Below are 15,770 nucleotides of genomic sequence, written 5' to 3'. Positions count from 1 at the left end.
CTTATCTCCAGCGTCGCTTGGAGGCGGGAGCATCGGCGATGACAGCCGGCGCGGCAACAACCGATGGCGCTGTTTTCCTGTTCAGATTGAACAGGCAGGTCGCATAACCGCCGTGCCGCAGCATCCACTGCTTCGCAATCTTGTCGACAACGATATAGTCTCCCTCACGCCGGTGATTGGCGAGGATTTCGCGCTTGCCTCCTTCAACACTGAAGATCGCCGGAACATCGCCCCGGAACCGGAACCATGTCTTGACGCCGTCATCAAAAGCCTCGGCCGGTTTAAGCGCACGGTCGCCGCGAAAATGATAATCCGTATTGGCATCTTCATGGCGGAACCCGGCGCGGTTTGGTTCCGATACCAGCCGTTGCGCCTGGGCCAGAAGCTTGGCGTCCATCTCCACGTCGGGATATCGGAACCTGATCATGTAGGTCTGGTCAGACTGCGAATCCGGATGCGCACGCAGGACGAAAGTGTAGACATGCTTGTCGCTGACGATGTTCATGTTCGTCGCGGCTTTCGGCTCCACCGGCTTGAGGAAAATGATGTTGCCCTTCTTGTTGGGCTCGATTTTCCAGGAAATGCTGTCGCCAACGGCAACCGTTTCGATTTTTTCCGTGTCGCCCAAAACGATCATCGTCGACACGCCGTAGGTTGCATCGACCGCGACGACGTTGCTGGGGTTGTAACTCACCGTCCTGACACGGGCATCCGCGGTGCCGCGGCGCGGCGCGACTTCCGCCTGCGCCGCATGGATGACCGCCGCCATCGTTATTGCAACGCCAACCGGCAATACCATGCAGGCGCGGGCACGTGTCCTCATGGCTGGTACCGGTCACCGGGCGTGCCTTGCCCGGACAGGCTTTCCTGATCGCGGCGATAGTCGACGACCTGAAAACCAAGCGGATTTTCGAACCGCCATTCATTGGGCATGGGCGCTTTGGAATACTGGAAATGCAGGAGAGAAACCCAGTGTTCCTCTGCGCCGGACTCGCGGCCTGTCCGCTGTGTGGAAAACCGGACCACGGCCGTAAGCCTGTTGGGAAGCTGTATGGATTTGATCTTCAGTTCCACCCGGGTCTCGCGGCCGAAGCGCGTCACCGGATTGTCCGCATTGGATGGACTGTAGAGCGCAAAGAGATCCCGCGCGGCATCGCGTGTCGACAGCAGCTGGGCAAGATCAAAATTGTCTTTCACCGTTGCCGGATCATAGGTCTCGCGCGCTTTCAGGTAACGGACCACATACATGCGGGCGATCGCTTCGTTCTGCGTCAGATCACCATCGGCAAGTGGTTGTTTTATCTCCATGAACCCGGTTGTCTTGTCGACTTCGATGACATAGGGCTCGAAGCTCTTGAGCGGAAGCAGCAAGGCGAGACAGGTCAACGTCAGGCAAGCCAGGGCAAAGCTGATGACAGCCACCAGCCACGCGGTCAGCCGGGACCGCTTCACGGTGCGGATGACATCGTTTTCCCAGCGGATGGCTTCGCTGAAGTAGCGCCTGTCCGGCCCGGGTGCCAATCCCGCCTCGATTATGTTTTCATTGGATCCAGACGCATTCATCACTGCCGGCGAAACCTTGAAATCGGTAAAACTGAAAATTCTGAAATGAAAATTTTATAATATGACCGCGCGCCCTGCCTCGATTGCGCAGCGCCCGAAGAACCGTTCAAGTTGTAAATATCATGCGAACGCGGAACACAATTCGACTTTGGTCTGATGCCTTTCGCCCAGGCAGGAGAAAACGAGGTTTGCCGCGTCCCGCGGTAGGCCGCCGGCCGACTTCCTAGCGGGTTTCAACAGCTCCGGGGGCGGAGACCGGAACCGCGCTGGCCCGTTGTCCGAGCCAGATGCTGCCAATGACGAGAACGAGCCCACCGATCTGCGGTGAGGTCAATGTCTGATTGAGGAATAGCCATCCGAGCAGCACGGCGGTCAACGGGCTGAGGAACAGGAGCAAGGACACCACCGCGGATTGCATAAGCGCGATGCCCCGGAACCACAGGACATAGGTCAGGGCACCGCCGATCAGCCCAAGCCACCCCAGGCCAAGCAGATTGGCCGTACTCGGGAACGGCATGGGCGGCTCGAAAAGCAGCGCCATCGGAACGAGAAGCAGCCCTCCGGCCGTCAATTGCCAGGCCGTGAAGGTGAGCAGCGATACGGGCGGTTGCCACTTGCGGGTCAATACATTTCCGAGGGCCATGGAGACAGCTCCGGCAAGACCCGCTGCAACACCAATCCCGTCGAGCGCCGCATTGGGGGCCAGCACCAGCAGCGCGACACCGGCGATCCCGACAAGGGCGGCATAGATCGATACCGGGCGGGCCCGACTGGCAAGAACGACCGAGGCGAGAAAAACCACGATCAACGGCTGGACCGCCAGCACCGTCGCAGCAACGCCGCCCGGAAGCCGGTAGGCCGCGATGAACAGCATGCTCAGGAAGATCGCGATATTGAGGGCGCCCAGAACAAAACTGCGCAGCCACCAGATGCCGGCCGGAAGCTGCCGAACGATCAGGAGCAGCAGCAGTCCTGCCGGCAAGGCGCGCAGCATGGCGACCGTCATCGGGGAAAAGCCCGGCAGGAACGCGGTGGTGACGATATAGGTACTGCCCCAGATGACAGGGGCAATTGCCGTCAGCAGCAGGTCGGAACCGCGCGCGCTCATGATAGTTCCAGAACCTCGGCCAGGGGACGGCGGGGCTTCTGCGGCCAGTTTCCGGGCGCGGCGCGGCCAACGGTGACGAGCATCACCGGCACTTCATTCGGCCCAAGGCTGAACGCGCGCGCAACGCCTTCGGCATTGAATCCGACCATCGGGCCGGTGACGAGGCCGAGCGCTTCGGCGGCAAAAATCAGAGTTGCGGCACCAAGGCTTGCCGAGCGCACGGCTTCATCGCGCGCGGTCTGAGGATCGGCATATTGTGTGCGGGCTCCTTCCTGCCATACCGTGGCCATCTCGTCCGGCATGAAACCAGCCTCGACGAAGGGACGCAGCCGTTCGGGAAGGGCAGCGTGGTCGGGAAGTTGCCCGCAGACAATGAAGGTAACGGCGGCATCGCGCACCTTGGTTTGGCCGTGGGCCAGATGCTGCAACCGGACCTTGGACTCCGGTGCGCGCACTGCAATGAAGCGCCAGTTCTGCAGGTTGTAAGCGGTCGGGGCACGCGTTGCCAGACGCGTCAGCTCCCTGATTTCCGCATCCGACAGCGAGTGCGAGGCGTCGAAACGATTGGCTGAAACACGCTGTTCGATCAGAGCGATTGTAGGATTGGTCATCACGTCATTCCAAACTTGGTATGTGGCTTTGATATCACATAGATAATTCACCTGATGATGATAATATGCGACATACGAAAGTGATAATTCACTATTGGAAAACTATGACATGGATCATCTCACTGCCCTGCGGGTCTTTCGCCAGGTAGCGGAACGCAACAGCTTTGCCGAAGCCGGGCGCCGTCTCGGCCTGTCGCCGCCTGCGATCAGCAAGAACATTGCCGAGCTGGAGGCGCATCTGGGCGTTCGGCTCATCAACAGGACGACGCGGCGCATGGCGCTGACCGAGGAAGGCCGGATTTATCTGGAGCATGTGATACGCGGGCTCAATGCACTGGCCGAGGCGGACGAAGCACTGTGTCCGATCAAGGCGGAAGCGAGCGGCACATTGCGGGTCAGCGCACCGATGACGGTGACGTTGACCCGGCTTTCGGCCGCAATTCCCGGTTTCCTGTCGCGCTATCCCGGCCTGCATCTCGATCTGCATCTCGACGACAGGCGGGTAGACATCGTGCGGGAAGGATTTGACCTTGCCATTCGCGGCAGCGACAATCTGGAGGATTCCAGCCTGATCGCGCGAAAACTCGCCGTCATGCCCCATGTCCTCTGTGCGGCGCCCTCCTATTTCGAGGCGCACGGCAAACCTGAAGAACCGTCGGATCTGAAGGCGCACACCTGTGTCCGGTTCAGCCTTTCCGGCCATGCCGACCTTTGGGAGTTCCGCAAGTTCGGCCGCACGGAGAGCATCGCCGTCAACAGCCGATACTCGGTCACCTCAAGCCTTGCTGTGCGTGACGCGCTGCGGGCGGGCTTCGGCGTGAGTTTGATGCCCTATCCCTATGTCGCAGACGACCTGAAGGAGGGCCGGCTTCAATCGGCGCTGGATGACTGGAGTACGGTGGAAACCACGCTCTATGCCATCTATCCGTCCCGGCAGCACGTCGCGCCGAAAATCCGCGCCTTTCTTGATTTCCTCATCGACGCATTCAGCCGGGAATAAATGAACGAGGCGGCACCCGCTCTGAATGACCCATGCGCCGGCTTGTCTGGGGAATGGCGACCTGTCCGATGCGCGGCGTGCGGCCGGCACAATCATTTCTTTCGGGAAGGTGCGAAATTCGCCATTGAAGCCAAGGGCCGCATCGGTTAGAACCGCTTCGCGCATGCGAGCTATCGCAGCCTCATGCACCCGTAGCTCAGCTGGATAGAGCGCTGCCCTCCGAAGGCAGAGGTCACAGGTTCGAATCCTGTCGGGTGCGCCATATCTGGCGAGGAGCCGCAGCCCTCACTTATCAGAACAATCGGTTTCCAATCGAGATCGCAAAGGATTGAACAACCGTGAGGAGCATTCTCGTCCCGTTTTCGCAATGGCGGATGGGAATTCCCCGCACGCCTATGTCGCCGCATGATCACATCACATTGAAGCAGAACCAATTAAGTAAAGCATCTATATTTATCCCACGCGTTCCCACATAAAGTACTGTGTGGAAAACTTTCTTTCATTCTTAATTTGATTATTAATTATGCATTTTCTCCTGCAGTTTATCATTGGAAATCGACATGGTTCGATGTTCTGGTAGGGGGACAACATGAAGGGCATGGTATTCACCGAATTGCTGGGTTTCGTAGAGCATATCTACGGGGCGGATGCCGTGGATGATCTCATCGAAGCTTCCGACCTGCCGAGTGGCGGCGCCTATACTGCAGTGGGTACTTACGACCACAAGGAGATGCAATCGCTTGTCACCAACTTGGCTGCGCAAAGCAACACGCCGCCAAACGAATTGTTGGATTTGTTCGGTCAACATTTGATCGGGCGTTTCAAGGCTTCATTCCCTGATTTCTTCAAGACCGCAGCCACCCTGTTTGATTTCCTCGAAAGCATCGACAGCCATATCCATGTGGAGGTACGAAAACTCTACCCCGATGCCGAGCTGCCGGAATTCCGGGCCGAACGCCTTGGGACCGGGGCAATGCACCTCGATTATCGCAGCAATCGTCCCTTCGCGGCGCTTGCCTCGGGCCTCATTCTTGGCGCGGCTCAGCTCTATGGCGAGACCGTGCTTATAGAGCGAAGCGCGCACGAACACGATGGCGAGAAATTCGTCCGGTTCTCAATCCAGAAGACGGATGCGATAGCGTAAATGCTGGAAACCGACACGCCCGGCGATCGCGTTGCGCGTCTCGAACGGCGCCTCAAGCGGGAACGCCGAGCCCGCGAAGAGGCGGAATGGCTGCTCGAGGCGAAGTCGCTGGAATTGTATAACGCCAACAACCACCTGACGGTGCTGGCGAACGACCTTGAAATGCGCGTCCTCGATCGCACGCACGAATTGGAGGTTTCTCGTCAACAGGCCCTGTTCCTTGCCGAGCGCGACCCTCTGACCACGCTCGCAAACCGGGTCAGTTTCACGCGCGATCTGGAAACGGCTATCCGAGAGGCTCGTGTTCAAAGCGGGATGGTACAGCTCCTGTTTGTCGATCTCGATCGGTTCAAGGAGATCAATGACAATTACGGCCATGCCGTCGGCGATGCGGTGCTGCTGGAAGTTGCTGCTCGGTTGCGCGCAATCTGCCGGGAGCGAGAGGTGCCCGGACGGCTGGGCGGTGACGAGTTTGGCGTCATCTGCGTGACACCGGCTCACAGCGGACGCGCCCGCCAGATCGCGGCAGACGTCATGGAGGTCATGAGCAGGCCGATCGATTGCGGCCGCCTGCAGCTGATCGTCAGCTGCTCGGTCGGCTTTGCAAGCTTCCCCCGCAATGCCGTGGATTCACCGACACTGCAGCGCTTTGCCGATTTCGCCCTGTACCATTCGAAGTCGGCTGGACGCTCGACATGGACGGAGTTCGACGACACCATGGCGGGCGAGCTTCAGAGCCGCCAGGGCCTGGAAGCAGAACTGCGCACCGCGGTGGCGGCGGGAGAGATCGAGCCCTGGTACCAGCCAATCATCTCCACCAAGGGCAACGAAATCGTTGGGGTAGAGGCTCTTGCGCGGTGGCAGCATGCCGAGCGGGGGCTCATTCTTCCCGGCCTGTTTATACCGCTGGCCGAAGAAAGTTCGTTGATCGTCGAGCTTGGCCGGGCGATGATCGACCGCTGCTGCCGGGAGATGCACCCGTTCATCCGCGACGGTCATCTCGATTACGTGTCGATCAATCTGTCGCCGCGTCACCTGCGTTCCCCCTCGGTTGTCGAACATATCGCCGCGACGTTGGCCCATCATCATTTCCCTCCCTCCGCCCTTCAACTGGAAATCACGGAAAGCCTGCTGCTCATCGATTTCGAGCAGGCCCAGGAATGCCTTTCCCGCTTTCGCGCGCTCGGCATCCGAATTGCCCTTGACGATTTTGGAACGGGCTATTCGAGCCTTTCATACATCAGGCGCTTGCCATTGGACGTCATCAAGATCGATCGCTCCTTTGCCAGGGATATCAGCGCTGACCAGCAGGCCGAAGCCGTGGTCAAGGCAATCGTTCAGCTCGCACAGGCGCTGGAACTCCGCGTCATCGCCGAAGGCGTCGAGACGGAAAGCCAGGCGCTCAGGCTGACCAGTTGCGGCTGTTTCGTACAGCAGGGATATCTGTTTGGACGGCCGATGCCGCTGAATGAAATCACCCGATATCTTGAGGCCCGTGCAAATCCGACGCCATTCGCCCACAATATTTCAGCCTCCTGAGCCTGAAACGTCATCTGTCGATGCAGGACGGAGGGCTACTATGAAGCCAATGGGACTGTGACGTCGTACCCAATCGGCTCTGCCTCGATTTCCGTGATGACCGGCGGATTTGCACATAAATCTGCCTATTACGACAAAAGAACGGGAAGCTCTCTTGTGTCGCCCCATGTCGCAAGCCTATGATAGACGATGAAAAACTCCTCTCCCATTTCCGAAGCTGGATTAGGCGGCCGAGCCTGGCCGAAAATCCTTTTGAATTATCGCAAACCGCACCGCGGCCGCAGCATTTTCGAGCTCGCGGTGACGGTCATTCCCTTCGCAATCCTGTGGGCGGTCTGCTGGGCTGCCGTCCACTATGGTTTCTGGTGGGGGTTGCTGTTCATCATTCCGGCAGCCGGCTTCCTGCTTCGCCTGTTCATGATCCAGCATGATTGCGGCCATGGTTCCTTCTTCGCCCACCGGCATTCCGACGACTGGACCGGCCGGGCGATCGGCGTTCTTACCTTGACCCCCTATGATTACTGGCGCCGTGCGCATGCACTGCACCATGCTTCAGCCGGCAATCTGGATGAGCGCGGTGTCGGCGATATCACGACCCTTACCGTTGCCGAATACCGGGCCTTGTCCCGCTGGGGCCGCCTGGGCTACCGCCTGTACCGGCATCCGGTGATCATGTTCGGCATCGGGCCGGCCTGGCTTTTCATTTTCAAACAGAGATTGCCGTTCGGCATGATGCGCTCCGGCGCCCAGCCCTGGATCTCCACCATGGCGACGAATTTTGCCATCGCGCTGCTGGCGGCCGTTCTGATCTGGCTGGTGGGTGTCATTCCCTTCCTGATGGTGCATCTGCCCATCGTCGTTCTCGCCGGGGCTGCGGGCATCTGGCTGTTCTACGTCCAGCACCAGTTCGAGGAGACCCATTGGTCGCAAGGCGCTGACTGGCAGTTCCAGGAGGCCGCCCTGCACGGTTCCTCGCATTACGTCCTGCCGCTTCCTCTCAGATGGCTGACCGGCAACATCGGCATCCACCATGTCCACCATCTTTCCAGCCGCGTGCCCTATTACCGGCTGCCGGAAGTTCTGCGGGACTATCCGGAGCTGAGCAATGTCGGGCGTATCACCATTCTGCAGAGCCTGCGCTGCGTGAAACTGGTCCTGTGGGATGAAGGCCGCAAGAGGCTCATCACGTTTCGCGAGGCGCGCAGCCTGGCCTGACGCCAGCCGCTTTCCAGACCATCTGTACACCTGCCTTGCAGCCTGCGCACACCGCGCAGGCATACACGAACGCGGCTTTTGTTCCCGCGCCCGTGCAAAATATATCCGGCTACCGATCTGGAACCAACGGTATCCGGGTGTGTTTCCATCCTGACCTCGCCGGGCGCTTGCACCCCCGCAGGGATTTTATCTGAAGAACAGGATGAATGGAGACACACCATGGTTTCGTATGATCGGGACACAGTGGATACAATCGCGGTTGACCGACAGCGCCTCGCATGGGGCGGTATTTTTGGCGGCACGCTTCTCACCATCGCCGTCCAGGTGCTGTTCGCAGCACTCGGTCTGGGGATTGGCCTCAGCACGGTCAGCACCACCGGCGACGGCGCTTCCGCGCAGGGCCTGGGTATCGGAGGCGGTATCTGGAGCGCCGTTGCGATGATTATTGCCCTGGCTATCGGCGGTTACATCGCTGCCTATTTTTCCGGCCAGTATGCGCGCTGGAGCGGCGTGCTGCACGGTCTGGTTGTCTGGGCCGCGGGACTGGCTATCGGACTCTATCTGCTTGGCACCGCCGTTGGCGGGGCCTTCGGCGTCCTCGGCAGCGTCGCGTCCTCGGTCGGATCGACGGCAGGTCAGGCCGTGTCCGGCGCGGCCTCGACCGCCAAGGACATGATCCCGCAGGCTGTTCAAGCCAGCGGCATCACCAAGGAACAGGCCGGCGCGGAGGTCGACCGTCTGGTAGACGGTGTGCTCAACCGCGATCCCTCGGGGACCACATCCCTGACGCCGGAACAGGCCCGCAAGGAAGTCGTATCGGCGTTGACCAGTCATGCCCTGGGCGAAGAGACATCGCAGGAAACCAAACAGCGCGTGACAGCCATCATTGCAGCACAGCTGGGCATCTCGCCCGATGAAGCCAACAAGCGATATGATGCGGCTGTTGCCAAGATCGACGAGGTCAAGGCCAAAGCCACGGCCAAGGTTGAGGAACTGAAGGCTCAGGCTAAGCAGACCGCCGACAAGTCGGCAAGGATTGCCGCAAGCGGCAGTTTTGCAGCCTTCGTCGCCATGCTGATCGGCGCCCTCGCCGCAGCGGTCGGCGGTGCGGCCGGAATCCGCCGCAACCGATAGACCCGCTTGAATGCCAGCACGTCCCGCAGCGCACGCTGCGGGATGTTTTTGCGCCGTTGCCGCCGCCCTTGCCCAACCGGTTAAAAGCCCTGTAGAAAGCCGGGATCGATCCGTCGCAGATGACGGACGCAATCCAAATTGGTGAGGACGACAGCGTGCGGAGATTGTTTTCAAATGTGGCCCTGTTCGGGTTGGTTCTGACAGCGGTCAGTGCGATTGTTCCGGTTTCCGGCGCCGGCGCGGCACCCACGGCCGCGCAGTGCAAAAAACTTGATCCGAACGGGCGGGATATGGGCGGCGATACGCATTTCAGCATCGCGATCCGCGACAAGAAAGCCGATCTTGTCGCCAAGATGCTGGCCTGCGGTGCCGATGTGAACCTGAAGACCCAGGAGGGCTGGGCACCCCTGCACACTGCAGCCTATTACGGCCCGGCAAGCGTCATCGATCTGCTGATTTCCAAGGGCGCGAAGGTCAACTTCGTCGGTGACTACGACAAGATGACGCCACTGCACATGGCGGCAAGTTACAGCGATGATCCCGCCGTGGTTCAGGCTCTGCTCAAACACGGAGCGGATAAATCTGCCAGGACTGCAGGCGGCAAGACAGCGCTGGAACTGGCGGCCGACAAGCCGGCCATTGCCGCATTGTTGAAGTAGAAGGAACCGGCCTGCGTCCTTCCCCCTTGTTGCGGGCCGGTCAAGCTCCTAGGTTTCAGGCATGCGGTCGATAATCGTTTAAGCAATGCTAGTGTTCGCCAAAAAGCTGCGGGACGAAGTTGGAGGGGGCGTCCTGACGTCCCTCGCCCTGCATCTTTTGGTGGCGGCATTGCTGTTCCTCCAGCTTCCCCAATGGAAAACCACACCGCCGGAGCCGGAAAGCGTGGAGGTGAAGGTCGTTCCGCCGCCAGAACCCGAACCGCAGCCAAAGCCGGAACCGGAAAAGACGGAAGAGAAGGCAGAGGCGCCAAAACCGCAGCCCGCCCCGGCCCCCGCCGCAGCGGCCGCCTCTTCGCAACGTCTTCTTAAGCTTCTCCCGCGATCAGAAAGAGATGCTGCCGATTCCGAAGCGGCGCCACCCGCCGACGGTACAACTCAAGACGCAGCATCAACCCCGCAAGACTCACCCGCAGCACAAGCGAAAATGGACGCTGCTCCAGCCGCGCTGCCGCTGGAGAGCAAACCGGCTGCGCCAGAAACCCCGAAACCTGATGTGCAGTCGGCGCCCATGCCCAGCGAAACGGCAGGGCAGGCAACGCAACAGTCGCCGGCTCCGACCAACGCGGTCAACAATATGCCCACTCCGCAACAGAAATCAGAGCCTACCCCAAAGAAGTCAGATCAGGCATCCAAACCGAACGGTTCCAAAACCGCACCCAACTCCAATCCATTCTCAAATATGAGCCAGAAATTCCTGCCAAACTCGGGGCTTGACCCGCGGACAGCGCAGATCGTCGCAAGGCTTTCGCCAGAAGAGCGCCTTGCAAGCCTCTGTACATCGGAGGCATTGGCGATGCTGAGTTCAAAACCCAGCACTGCATCGCGGGATGCGATCCTTCCCAATGGCCCCGCGGGAGGGATCACGTCCAAGACGTCATTCAACGGTGCTGGCGCCGCGTTCCGCCTCGGATCAAACTGGTACAATCTGGATTTCAAATGTTCGGTCGATGCCGGCGCAACGCGGGTGGTCTCATTCACCTTCAGGATTGGCGGGATCGTTCCAAGAAATGAGTGGCAAGCCCGCAAGTTGGATGACAGGCGCTGATAACCGGGCGCCAGACCCGGCCTTGATCATCGCGTCCTCCTGAGGCCGGAATGGGCGCTGCCTCATGTGAGTGTTTTGTGTTCCTTTCCCTGCAATAACAGCCACAGCGCGGCACGGATGCCACGCTGTTCATCCCAAAAAGCGGGCGGTTTCAGGTCAAGCAGATCTGTTGCCGGTGATCGCGTGATAGAGCCAGAGCACGACGACGGAACCGATAACAGCGACGATCAGACTGTAGATGTTGAAGCCGGTGACGCCGGTGGCACCGAGCAAGCTGAAAATGTAGCCGCCGGCGACGGCGCCGACAATGCCCAGAACGATGTCAAAGATTAAGCCCTGACCGCTCTTGTTGACGATCTTGCTGCCAATAAATCCAGCAACAAGTCCAAGTACAATCCAACCGATAACAGACATGCGAACATTCCTTCCTATCCATTGGCTTAATGTCGTCATGTTTTCGCATAGATTGCATAAAAGCAAGATGGTTGTGCTTTCTCCCGGAATGAACAAATATCTTTGCGGGGGAGAACGACGGATTTGAGCTGAAACCGAGCAACATTGAAGGGAGATCGAGATGGGAATTTTCGATAATGCGGTACCAGGCGGAAATATATCGAAGCCGCTGATCATTGCGCTTGGAGCACTTCTGGTCGGTAAAATGCTGAGCGGCGGCTCGAGCCAGCCCGCGCAGGCTCCCGACAATCCGCAGACGGCCGACAATGGCAATACAGCAGCCGGCGGCGGGCTTCTCGGCGGGCTCGGCGGTCTCCTGAACAGCCTGACCAATGCGGGTCATGGCGAGACGGCAAATTCCTGGCTTCAGCCGGGTGAAAACAAGCCCATCGCACCCGGTGATCTGGGCAGCGCGCTCGGCCAGAAAACCATCAGCGAGATTGCCCAGCAAACCGGGATGAGTGAACAAGACCTTCTCGCGCAGCTGTCGAAGATCTTGCCGGGCGTGGTCGACCAGCTCACACCAAACGGCCAGGTGCCCAGCACGCAGCAGATTGCTTCGCTCCTGAAATCGTCTTCATAAACACCAGACTGGCCGGAACGGGTTTCGTTTCGGCCAGCCTTTGTTCTGCGGCTGGGGATCAGGCGACGGAAAGTTCGGTCTTGCGCGCGTTGACGTTGGCGAGCCGCATCACGACGAGCCCGAGCAGCGGGAAGGCACCGCCGATCCAGCCCAGATATTCAAGACCCAGATTGGCGATGATCAGCCCGCCGACGAACGACCCCGAAGCAATGCCGAGATAAAGCGCCGAGCCATTGAGCGACAGCGCGAGCGGCGCACTTTCCGGGGCGATCGCCAGAACCCGGCTGGCCTGCGCGGGTGGGAACATCCATGCGGCAATTCCCCAGAGAACCATGATCGTCATCAGCGCGGGACCGGCGATTTCATGCGGCCATTGCATGATCCAGCTGATCGCCATCAGCGATGCGGCATTGAGGAAGGAGGCGGCGATCACCGTGCGCGTCGGGCCGAAGCGATCCGACAATTGTCCGCCGACAACATTGCCAAGGGCAGCACCAAGACCAAAGGCCAGCAGCACCAGCGGCACCATCGCGCGGGAAAGGCCGGTTCCCTGCACCGCGATGGCGGCGATATAGGTGAAAACGATGAAGCCGCCGGCCATGTAGAGCAGCATGGTGACAAGCGCGGGCAAGAGCCCGGGGTGGCGGATCACGCCGAGCCGCTGCCGCAGGGTCAAGCGGTCGGCGCGCAATCCGCGCGGCAGGAGAAACCAGACGAAGGTGGTCGCGGCCGCCCCGATCAGGGCAATGAAGATGTAGGTGCCGCGCCAGCCGGCAAACGATGCGATCAGCGCGCCAAGCGGCGCACCGAAGGCCACCGCCAGCGTGGTCCCGCCGACGATGACGGAAATCGCCCGCGCCCGATGATGCGCTTCAGAGATGGCGACGGCCGTTGCCTGCGCCGTGGCCGCGTATAGGCCCGCCGACATGCCGATCAGCAGCCGGGCGGCCGTGAGAAACGCATAGGATGGAGCAAATGCCGCCAGAATTGCCCCGATGACGAAGGTGGTGGCGCTGCCTGCCAGGATGAGACGGCGGTCTGCAGACCCGGTAAGAGCCGCTAGAACCGGCGCGCCCAGTGCATAGGCAAGCGCGAACATGACCACGAGATAACCGGCCTGAACCAGCGTCACGCCGGTATCCCCGGCAATCTGCGGCAGAAGGCTGGCGACGACAAAACCCTCAATGCCAATGGCGAATGTACCCAACGCCAGACCGACAAGGCGAATGTCCATGGGAGATATCCTTTGTTCAATGATCCTTGAACTATTGAGCTCACCGGCATGTGAAGTCAAGAACAAAGTTCAACGATTATTGAACATTGAACTTTTCCCGCGTACTTGCTACGGTGGAGGACATGACCCATCCCCTGTTTCATCCGGATGCTGAAGAGATTTCACTTCCCGCCATCTTCACAGCGCTTGGCGACGAGACGCGTTTGAACATCATTGCCATTCTAGCGCGCAATGGCGAACGCGCCATGACATGCGGGCAATTTACCCAGCTTGGTTCCAAAACAGCCCTGAGCTATCATGTCGCCAAGCTGCGGGAGGCAGGCGTGATCAATGTGCGGCCCGATGGAACGAAACGGTTTCTGACCTTGCGCCGTGCCGATCTCGACAATCGCTTCCCCGGCTTTCTCGACTCCGTCATCGCCTCGGCAAGCACGATGCCATTGCCTGAAAGCCAGCCTCCGGCCGGTCCGGCCGAAACCCCGGGAGAAACCGAATGGACATAAAATCGAGCGGCTCCATACCGACGCGCCGCGCGCCGGAAGAATGGTTCACCGGCACCGTCTGGCAGGACCCGATCATCCAGACCCCTTCCCCGGCGCGGCTCATCGCCGTCGTCGTGCATTTCGAGCCGGGCGCCCGAACCGCGTGGCACACCCATCCGCTTGGACAGACGCTTTATGTGGTTTCCGGGGCGGGCCTCGCGCAGGTCTGGGGCGAACAAATCCGCGAGATCAGGACTGGTGATGTCATCTGGATTCCGCCCGGCGAAAAACACTGGCATGGTGCGGGTCCGGCAAATTCCATGTCGCACATCGCCATGCAGGAGGCGTTGGACGGCAATGCCGTCGAGTGGATGGAAAAGGTTTCCGATACGCAATATTCCGGCGCACAATAATCTGCTAGCATGTGTGCAGGTGTAAAAACCCGGCTTTGCGGTTGCGTTGAAAGGAAAAATCATGGCGTTCGAAGACATCAAGGCACAGATCGCACTCCTGCTTGAAGAGATGGTGCAACGGCCGGCTGACGCCCATGAAATTCACGAGACTCTGCGTGAGCATCTCAACGAACTGAAAGCCATGGGCATGCCGCTTCCCGCGGACCTTGTCGCCCTCGAGAAGCAGCTGGAAGTCGACTTTGATTCCTGAACGGAACGCTTAGACGGACCCTTTGAAAATATCCTTCTTCAGATCGGGGTGCGATGTGAATAGCTCTCCCCGCCCGGGACGACCGTCCCTCATGCCGATGTCGCGCAGCATGTGATCGGAAAAATCCGCGGCATTGACGGTGATCGGCACGGTGGGCCTCACCAGCGCCCGCCTGAGGGTTGCGAACCAACCCCAGCGGGATCCGGGGTTGTCTATGGATGTGCAGTGCGATGGTGAGGGGTTCATGACCTCAACTCCGGTTTGTATGCGACGTTCATGTCTTGGGTATGCATTCAATGCGCCTGTTCGCGCTTGTTTTCCAACAAAACGGCGAGTATCTTCCATAAGGACAGCTTATGGATCATGCCGATGAATCTTCCGCCCCTTGCCGCTATCCGTGTTTTCGAGGCCGCTGCCCGCCATGGCAATTTCACCAAGGCGGCGGAGGAGCTCGGCATGACGCAAGCCGCCGTCAGCTATCAGATCAAACTGCTGGAAGAGCGGGTGGGATCGCCGCTGTTTCTGCGGCTGCCGCGTCAGGTTGTCCTGACGGAAATAGGGGCGCGGCTGGCCCCGGCAACGACCGAGGCATTCGAAATCCTGCGTGCCGCCTTTGCAACGACACGCGAAAGCGCCGACGGCATCCTGACCATCGCGACGATTCCGACCTTTGCCGCCACGTGGCTGGTTCCGCGGCTGGGTTCGTTTCAAATGGAGAACCCGGCACTGGCCGTCCGGCTGAAATCCGGCCGCGAAATGACGGATTTCGTGCGTCAGGAGGCGGATGTCGGCATTCGCAGCGGCACAAAGGAGTGGCCCGGCCTTGTCTGCCACAAGCTTTTCCAGGCTTATTTCACGCCCATGCTGTCACCGGCACTCGCCGCCTCCGTCGGCGGCGTCAAGACACCGACCGACCTGCTCAAACTGCCCATTCTCGACCCCGGCGACCCCTGGTGGAACATCTGGTTCAGCCTGGTTGGCATCGAAAAGCCGGCCCTGCGCGGCGACCTGCGCAACCGGCTGGGCGACCAGCATCTGGAAGGGCGGGCGGTGCTGGCCGGACAGGGCGTTGGAATATTGACACCCTTCTTCTTCCAGCCCGAGCTGCAACAAGGACAGCTTATCCAACCCTTCGATATTGTGGGATCGTCAGAGCACGCCTACTGGCTGGTTTATCCGGAAGCCCGGCGGAATGTTCCGAAAATCCGCGCGTTCCGCGACTGGATGCTGGGGCAGCTCGGTGAGGTAAAGAAATAGCGAGGATGCGGCAGAGCCTT

General features: G+C 59.8%; 19 protein-coding genes and 1 tRNA gene. 13 read left to right on the top strand and 7 right to left on the bottom strand.

Features of this window, described 5'->3' with window-relative positions; all coding sequences use genetic code 11:
• Position 1: 1 nt before the first annotated feature.
• From AC1Q5O_RS20820 to AC1Q5O_RS20805, 4 genes are all read right to left on the bottom strand, one after another.
• Entirely contained in the window at positions 2-823 is an 822-nt protein-coding gene (locus AC1Q5O_RS20820; protein WP_492565602.1) for a TrbG/VirB9 family P-type conjugative transfer protein, read from the bottom strand.
• Positions 820-1,521 carry a VirB8 family type IV secretion system protein gene (locus tag AC1Q5O_RS20815; RefSeq protein WP_308526417.1) on the bottom strand — a complete coding sequence of 234 codons (702 nt, stop codon included), beginning with the start codon at positions 1,519-1,521 and terminating at the stop codon, positions 820-822. Before AC1Q5O_RS20815 ends, AC1Q5O_RS20820 begins: the two co-directional genes overlap by 4 nt.
• Before the next feature lie 265 nt (positions 1,522-1,786).
• Complete coding sequence (locus AC1Q5O_RS20810; protein ID WP_492565600.1) at positions 1,787-2,671, bottom strand: EamA family transporter; 885 nt, start codon at positions 2,669-2,671, stop codon at positions 1,787-1,789.
• Entirely contained in the window at positions 2,668-3,282 is a 615-nt protein-coding gene (locus AC1Q5O_RS20805; RefSeq protein WP_492565598.1) for a nitroreductase family protein, read from the bottom strand. The genes AC1Q5O_RS20810 and AC1Q5O_RS20805 overlap by 4 nt, the downstream gene beginning before the upstream one ends.
• 109 nt (positions 3,283-3,391) lie before the next feature.
• Between AC1Q5O_RS20805 and AC1Q5O_RS20800 the strand changes: the two genes are divergently transcribed.
• The 8 genes from AC1Q5O_RS20800 to AC1Q5O_RS20765 all read left to right on the top strand — a co-directional run bounded on the left by AC1Q5O_RS20800 (position 3,392) and on the right by AC1Q5O_RS20765 (position 11,078).
• Entirely contained in the window at positions 3,392-4,282 is an 891-nt protein-coding gene (locus AC1Q5O_RS20800) for a LysR family transcriptional regulator (protein ID WP_492565596.1), read from the top strand.
• 185 nt (positions 4,283-4,467) lie between these two features.
• Positions 4,468-4,544 (top strand) — tRNA-Arg (locus tag AC1Q5O_RS20795).
• Positions 4,545-4,871: 327 nt separating this feature from the next.
• The gene (locus tag AC1Q5O_RS20790; protein ID WP_472461914.1) at positions 4,872-5,426 is read left to right on the top strand and encodes a heme NO-binding domain-containing protein; all 555 of its coding nucleotides are present in this window, start codon (positions 4,872-4,874) and stop codon (positions 5,424-5,426) included.
• Entirely contained in the window at positions 5,427-6,965 is a 1,539-nt protein-coding gene (locus tag AC1Q5O_RS20785) for a putative bifunctional diguanylate cyclase/phosphodiesterase (protein ID WP_492565594.1), read from the top strand.
• A 189-nt stretch (positions 6,966-7,154) separates the two neighbouring features.
• Positions 7,155-8,180, top strand: a complete 1,026-nt coding sequence (locus AC1Q5O_RS20780) for a fatty acid desaturase (RefSeq protein WP_492565592.1) — start codon at positions 7,155-7,157, stop codon at positions 8,178-8,180.
• Positions 8,181-8,399: 219 nt separating this feature from the next.
• Entirely contained in the window at positions 8,400-9,314 is a 915-nt protein-coding gene (locus tag AC1Q5O_RS20775; protein WP_492565590.1) for a hypothetical protein, read from the top strand.
• A gap of 155 nt (positions 9,315-9,469) precedes the next feature.
• Positions 9,470-9,973: an ankyrin repeat domain-containing protein gene (locus AC1Q5O_RS20770; protein ID WP_492565588.1), complete on the top strand. Its 504-nt coding sequence runs from the start codon at positions 9,470-9,472 to the stop codon at positions 9,971-9,973.
• Positions 9,974-10,064: 91 nt separating this feature from the next.
• Entirely contained in the window at positions 10,065-11,078 is a 1,014-nt protein-coding gene (locus tag AC1Q5O_RS20765; RefSeq protein ID WP_492565586.1) for a DUF930 domain-containing protein, read from the top strand.
• A gap of 156 nt (positions 11,079-11,234) precedes the next feature.
• On the opposite strand, the gene AC1Q5O_RS20760 is transcribed toward AC1Q5O_RS20765, so the two are convergent.
• The gene (locus AC1Q5O_RS20760) at positions 11,235-11,492 is read right to left on the bottom strand and encodes a GlsB/YeaQ/YmgE family stress response membrane protein (RefSeq protein WP_464662416.1); all 258 of its coding nucleotides are present in this window, start codon (positions 11,490-11,492) and stop codon (positions 11,235-11,237) included.
• A 160-nt stretch (positions 11,493-11,652) separates the two neighbouring features.
• On the opposite strand from AC1Q5O_RS20760, the gene AC1Q5O_RS20755 reads away from it, so the two are divergent.
• Positions 11,653-12,114 (top strand): YidB family protein, encoded by a 462-nt coding sequence (locus tag AC1Q5O_RS20755; protein ID WP_105737885.1) that lies wholly within the window; start codon positions 11,653-11,655, stop codon positions 12,112-12,114.
• Between the two features lie 58 nt (positions 12,115-12,172).
• Here the strand turns inward: AC1Q5O_RS20755 and AC1Q5O_RS20750 are convergent, their stop codons facing one another.
• Complete coding sequence (locus AC1Q5O_RS20750) at positions 12,173-13,348, bottom strand: MFS transporter (RefSeq protein WP_492565583.1); 1,176 nt, start codon at positions 13,346-13,348, stop codon at positions 12,173-12,175.
• Between the two features lie 122 nt (positions 13,349-13,470).
• On the opposite strand from AC1Q5O_RS20750, the gene AC1Q5O_RS20745 reads away from it, so the two are divergent.
• The 3 genes from AC1Q5O_RS20745 (at position 13,471) to AC1Q5O_RS20735 (ending at position 14,493) form a co-directional block, all read left to right on the top strand.
• The gene (locus tag AC1Q5O_RS20745) at positions 13,471-13,851 is read left to right on the top strand and encodes an ArsR/SmtB family transcription factor (RefSeq protein WP_492565581.1); all 381 of its coding nucleotides are present in this window, start codon (positions 13,471-13,473) and stop codon (positions 13,849-13,851) included.
• Entirely contained in the window at positions 13,842-14,243 is a 402-nt protein-coding gene (locus AC1Q5O_RS20740) for a (R)-mandelonitrile lyase (RefSeq protein ID WP_492565579.1), read from the top strand. The genes AC1Q5O_RS20745 and AC1Q5O_RS20740 overlap by 10 nt, the downstream gene beginning before the upstream one ends.
• 61 nt (positions 14,244-14,304) lie before the next feature.
• Entirely contained in the window at positions 14,305-14,493 is a 189-nt protein-coding gene (locus AC1Q5O_RS20735) for a hypothetical protein (RefSeq protein ID WP_223612181.1), read from the top strand.
• Positions 14,494-14,502: 9 nt separating this feature from the next.
• Here AC1Q5O_RS20735 and AC1Q5O_RS20730 read toward each other — a convergent pair whose 3' ends face one another.
• Complete coding sequence (locus AC1Q5O_RS20730) at positions 14,503-14,655, bottom strand: hypothetical protein (RefSeq protein ID WP_492565576.1); 153 nt, start codon at positions 14,653-14,655, stop codon at positions 14,503-14,505.
• A 201-nt stretch (positions 14,656-14,856) separates the two neighbouring features.
• Here AC1Q5O_RS20730 and AC1Q5O_RS20725 point away from each other — a divergent pair, with 201 nt between their 5' ends.
• Entirely contained in the window at positions 14,857-15,750 is an 894-nt protein-coding gene (locus AC1Q5O_RS20725) for a LysR substrate-binding domain-containing protein (protein ID WP_464662407.1), read from the top strand.
• Positions 15,751-15,770 lie beyond the last annotated feature (20 nt).

The sequence above is a fragment of the Phyllobacterium sp. MT110 genome (genome assembly GCF_058792715.1).
Note: the sequence above shows the minus strand (reverse complement) of the source record. Positions and strands in the feature narration are given on the sequence as shown.